Genomic DNA, 5132 nt, shown 5'->3' with positions numbered 1-5132 from the left:
GACGTACGGCGCCGCTCCGGCGGTCGCGCCGATGCCGAAGACCACGGCGACGACGATGCCGCCGAGGACCGCGAGGATGATCGCGGTGATGCCGTAGCCGCGGCCACGGTTCTTGACGGCCGCGATGATGCCCTGGATGAAGCCCCAGAGGCCCAGCGCGCCGAAGACGAGGAAGCCGGCGACGGCGAGCAGACCCGCCACGGCTGCGGCCTGCTGCGCGCTCTCGGGGAGCGTCGACGCGTCGATCTGCGTGCCGTTCGCGCCGGTGGTCGCGTACTGCACGAGGGCGCCGCTCTGCATGCCGCCGATGAATGCGAGGATCGAGCCGATCACGATCGCGGCCAGCGACACCACGAAGGCGATGAGGCCGAGACGATTCGACGGCTTCGCGGCCGACGCGGTCGGCGGCTGGTAGCCCGGGGACGCGGGGTAGCCCGCCTGAGCGGCGTCGGCGCGCGTGGCGGGAGGAGGGTTGTACGGCTCGGGGGGCGGCGTCGTGCTGCTCACGGGGTACTCCTTCGATCGCGGGACGGATTCATCCCATGGCCGCGAGTATAGGGAGACCGACCGATTTCTGAGAAGAAGCTGGACGCGCGCCCGCAAACGCGGTAACGCCCCGAGTCAGACGAGCGCTCCTCCCGTGCCCGCGGTGGTTCCGGCACCCGCGACAAGCGCGATGGCCACGAGGGCGCCGAACACCAGGGGGCCGAGGGCGGCGAAGACGATGGCGACGATGCCCATCGGTCGGCCCCGGTCGCGAGCGGTCGCGATGATCCCGACGACGAGCGCGGCGATCCCCAGTGCGGTGCCGCTCCAGAAGGCGATCTCGACGACGAGGACGAGATCGCGGACGGGGGTCAACACCCGCAGGTCGATGTTCTGTCCGCCTTGAGCGACGATCTGCGCGCCGGCTCCGCGGCCGACGCGGAACGCGGCGAACCCGGCGACCGCGGGGGCGACGAGCATGCTCAGGATGCCGGCCACGAGGGCGAACGCCCCGAGAGGGCGCCGCTTCTTCGGCTTCGGTGGGGGAGCCAGAAGCGTTCCCGTCGCGGGAGCGACGTAGGGGGAGGCGAAGGGCGACGACATGTCAGCACTCTACGAGACGGGCTCCCGCCGACCCGATGTCGGTGCCCCCGCGTAGACTTTCCCGAGTGACAGTTCCCGGGATCGTGCGCGCCCTCGAGCAGGCTGAGTCGTACCGTGAGGCCGCGTCCGCGGCATCCGCCGACCTTTCTCTCTCCCTCGTCGACGGGCTCGATGCCCCCGTCATCGCGGGCCTCGTCGAGCGTCGCCGCGCGGCGGGCGACCCGGGTGCCGTGTTGGTGATCGCCCCGACCGGACGTCGTGCCGAGTCCCTGGGGCCGGCGCTGGATGCCGTCCTGCCCGGCGCGCAGGTGCTGCACTTCCCCGCGTGGGAGACGCTCCCGCACGAGCGTCTCAGCCCGAGCCCCGAGACCGTGGGACGACGCCTCGACGTGTTGCGCCGGATCGCCGCGTGGAACGGTGATGCGCCCCTCGTGGTCACCGCGTCCGTCCGCAGCGCTCTGCAGCCGCTCGCACCGGGACTCGGCGACGTCGCTCCGGTCGAGCTGGCCGTCGGCGGCCGCGGCCACGAGCTCGAAGCGGTCACGACGCGACTCGTCGAGCTGGCGTACCACCGCGTCGACATGGTCTCGCGCCGCGGCGAGTTCGCCGTGCGCGGCGGCATCCTCGACGTGTTCCCGCCCGTCGCCGACCACCCCTACCGCGTCGAGTTCTTCGGCGACGAGGTCGACCAGATCCGCGCCTTCTCGGTCGCCGACCAGCGCTCGCTTCCGGGCGAGGTGACGACCGTCACGCTGGTTCCCAGCCGCGAGCTCCTGCTCACGCCCGCGGTGCGTGCCCGCGCGGCGGCGCTTCGCGACGCCTACCCGGCCCTGCGCCAATTGCTCGAGAAGATGGCCGAGGGCATCCCCGCCGAGGGCATGGAGTCGCTCATCCCGGTGCTGATCGACGACCTCACCACGCTCGTCGACTACCTGCCCGGCGGCAGCGCCGTTGCCCTCGTCGATCCCGAGCGCTCGCTCGCGCGCGCGACGACGCTCGGCGACACCAACCGCGAGTTCCTCGAGGCCGCGTGGTCGGCGGCGACGGCGGGAGCCGACACCCCCGTCGATCTCGACTCCGGCGACTTCGTGACCCTCGACGACCTCCACGAGCGCGCCAGCGGTCGCGGGGGAGTCTGGTGGCAACTCAGCGCCTTCGACTCGGGCGCAGCGGATGCCGAAGACGAGGGGCTCGTGACGGGGGACGACTCCGCGCACCGCATCAAGGCCGACGCCGTTCCCTCGTTCCAGGGCAACGTCGACGGGGCCACCGCCCACGTGGGCCAGTTGCTCGGCGACGGGTGGTCGGTGATCGTCACGGCATCCGGACCCGGCCTGGTCGACCGCGCGCGCGACGTGCTCGCCGAGCGCGGGATCGCGGCGCGGCGCGTGGACGACGTGCTCACCCCTCCCGAGCCCGGTGTCGCGCACGTCGTGTGCGCGCCGCTCGAGCGCGGCTTCGAACTCGGCGAGGCGCGGTTCGCCGTCATCACCGAGACCGAGTTCTATGGTCGCTCAGTGGGCGGCGACAACCGCGGCGCGAAGAAGCTCGCCTCGCGCCGCCGAAACGTCGTCGATCCGCTGCAGCTGAAGCCCGGAGACGTCGTCGTGCACGCGACCCACGGCATCGGCAAGTTCATCGAGCTCACGCAGCGAGAGGTGTCGAGCGGCGGGCGCAACGCCGTGAAGACGACGAAGGAGTACCTCGTTCTCGAGTACGCGCCCTCCAAGCGCGGCTACCCGGGCGACAAGCTTTTCGTCCCCACCGATCAGCTCGATCTGCTGTCGAAGTACGTCGGCGGCGAGGCCCCGACCCTGTCGAAGATGGGCGGCAGCGACTGGGCCGCGGCGAAGGGCCGGGCCCGCAAGGCCGTCCGTGACATCGCCGTCGAGCTGGTGAAGCTGTACTCGGCGCGCATGGCATCCAAGGGATACGCCTTCGGTCCCGACACCCCGTGGCAGCGCGAGCTCGAAGAGGCCTTCCCCTTCGCCGAGACACAGGACCAGCTGCAGACGATCGACGAGATCAAGGCCGACATGGAGAAGCCGATCCCGATGGACCGCCTGCTCTCGGGCGACGTCGGCTTCGGCAAGACCGAGGTCGCCGTACGCGCGGCGTTCAAAGCGATCCAGGACGGCAAGCAGGTCGCGATGCTCGTGCCCACGACCCTCCTCGTGAAGCAGCACCTCGAGACCTTCGCCGAGCGCTTCGCCGGGTTCCCCGTGACCGTGCGCCCGCTGTCGCGTTTCCAGAGCGACAAAGAGGCCAAGGCCACGCTCGCGGGGCTCACCGACGGCACCGTCGACATGGTCATCGGCACGCACCGCATCCTCACCGAGAAGGTCATCTTCAAAGACCTCGGGCTGATGATCATCGACGAGGAACAGCGCTTCGGCGTCGAGCACAAGGACGCCCTGAAGAAGCTGAAGACCAACGTCGACATCCTTGCGATGAGCGCCACGCCCATCCCGCGCACGCTCGAGATGGCGGTCACCGGCATCCGCGAGATGTCGACCCTCGCCACCCCGCCCGAGGATCGGCATCCGATCCTCTCCTACGTCGGCCCCCGCAACGACAAGCAGATCGCCGCGGCCATCCGCCGCGAGTTGCTGCGCGAAGGTCAGGTGTTCTACGTGCACAACCGCGTGTCGTCGATTCAGCGCGTCGCGGCGCACCTCGCCGAGCTCGTGCCCGAGGCGCGTATCGTCGTCGCGCACGGTCAGATGGGCGAGCACGCGCTCGAACAGGTCGTCGATGACTTCTGGGAGCGTCGAGCCGACGTGCTCGTGTCGACGACGATCATCGAGACGGGCCTGGACATCTCGAACGCGAACACGATCATCATCGACCGGGCCGACAAGTACGGCCTGTCGCAGCTGCACCAGCTGCGCGGTCGCGTGGGTCGCGGGCGCGACCGTGCGTACGCGTACTTCCTGTACGACGAGATGAAGCCGCTGTCCGAGACGGCGGCCGACCGCCTCGAGACGATCGCCGTGAACAACGACCTCGGCTCCGGCATGCAGGTCGCGTTGAAAGACCTCGAGCTGCGCGGGGCGGGAAACCTGCTCGGTGCCGAGCAGGCGGGGCACATCGCGGGTGTCGGGTTCGACCTGTACCTGCGCATGATCGGCGAGGCCGTGTCGACCTTCCGCGGTGAAGACGTCGACGGCCCCACCGAGCTGCGCCTCGAGCTTCCGGTCGACGCGCGCCTGCCCGAGTTCTACATCGACAGCGAGCGGCTGCGCCTCGAGGCCTACCAGAAGCTCTCGGCCGCGGCATCCGCGACCGCCAAGGACGACGCGATCGATCTGGTCGTCGAGGAACTGCGCGATCGCTACGGCGAGCCGCCCGCCGAGGTCGAGGGTCTCATCGCCGTGGCGCGCCTGCGTCGCCGCGCGGCGCAGGCCGGGCTCGCCGATGTCGTCGCCATGGGCTCGAACCTCCGCATCGCCCCCGCGAACCTCGCGGAGTCGATGCGCGTGCGCCTGCAGCGGCTCTACCCGAAGGCGAAGCTCGTCGCGGGCGGCGACGCGATGGTCGTCCCGCTCCCGCAGGACGCCGACGACGCGAATCTCATCGCGTGGGTGCGCCAACTGCTCGACGCGCTCTGGCCGCTGCCGGTCGAGACGGCGTCGGTCTGAGGGATGCCATGATCGGCGCACTCGTGACGAGCACCGTGGCGATGGTCGCGGTGGCGGCGCTCGCGTTCTGGACCGCGCAGCGCGGAGCGGCGGGCACGCTGCCGCGGAACGACTTCATCGGCATCCGGACGGGGGCCACCCGGGCATCCGACGAGGCGTGGATCGCCGCGCATCGCGCCGGTGCCGTCGATCTTGCTTGGTCCGGAGCCGGCGCGCTCCTCACCGCCCTGGGTCCCTGGGCGGCGCTCATCGTGCCGACATCCCTTCGCGAGTTCGTCATCGTCGTGGCAGTCGTCGTGGGTCTGGTTGTGCTGCTGGGCTTCTCGCTCCGAGCGGCGGTGGTCGGCGGTCGCGCCGCGCGGGAGTTGACCGAAGGCCGGTGAACGCCCGCGTGGGCGGGCA

The 5132-nt window shown here is 70.8% G+C and carries 4 protein-coding genes; 2 read left to right on the top strand and 2 right to left on the bottom strand.

Annotated features, from left to right (window positions below; genetic code table 11):
- Positions 1-507 (bottom strand): hypothetical protein (locus P2P98_RS17815; protein ID WP_275801596.1); only part of this gene is annotated, 507 nt, incomplete at its 3' end.
- A 114-nt stretch (positions 508-621) separates the two neighbouring features.
- Entirely contained in the window at positions 622-1089 is a 468-nt protein-coding gene (locus P2P98_RS17810; protein ID WP_275801594.1) for a hypothetical protein, read from the bottom strand.
- 65 nt (positions 1090-1154) lie between these two features.
- Between P2P98_RS17810 and mfd the strand changes: the two genes are divergently transcribed.
- Positions 1155-4730: a transcription-repair coupling factor gene (gene mfd / locus P2P98_RS17805; RefSeq protein WP_275801593.1), complete on the top strand. Its 3576-nt coding sequence runs from the start codon at positions 1155-1157 to the stop codon at positions 4728-4730.
- Positions 4731-4738: 8 nt separating this feature from the next.
- Positions 4739-5113 (top strand): SdpI family protein, encoded by a 375-nt coding sequence (locus P2P98_RS17800; protein ID WP_275801591.1) that lies wholly within the window; start codon positions 4739-4741, stop codon positions 5111-5113.
- Positions 5114-5132 lie beyond the last annotated feature (19 nt).

Origin of the sequence: Microbacterium sp. Kw_RZR3, from assembly GCF_029222405.1 — a bacterium.
Lineage (GTDB): Bacteria > Actinomycetota > Actinomycetes > Actinomycetales > Microbacteriaceae > Microbacterium.
The sequence above is the reverse complement of the archived record's forward strand: the minus strand, read 5'-3'. Positions and strand labels throughout refer to the sequence as shown.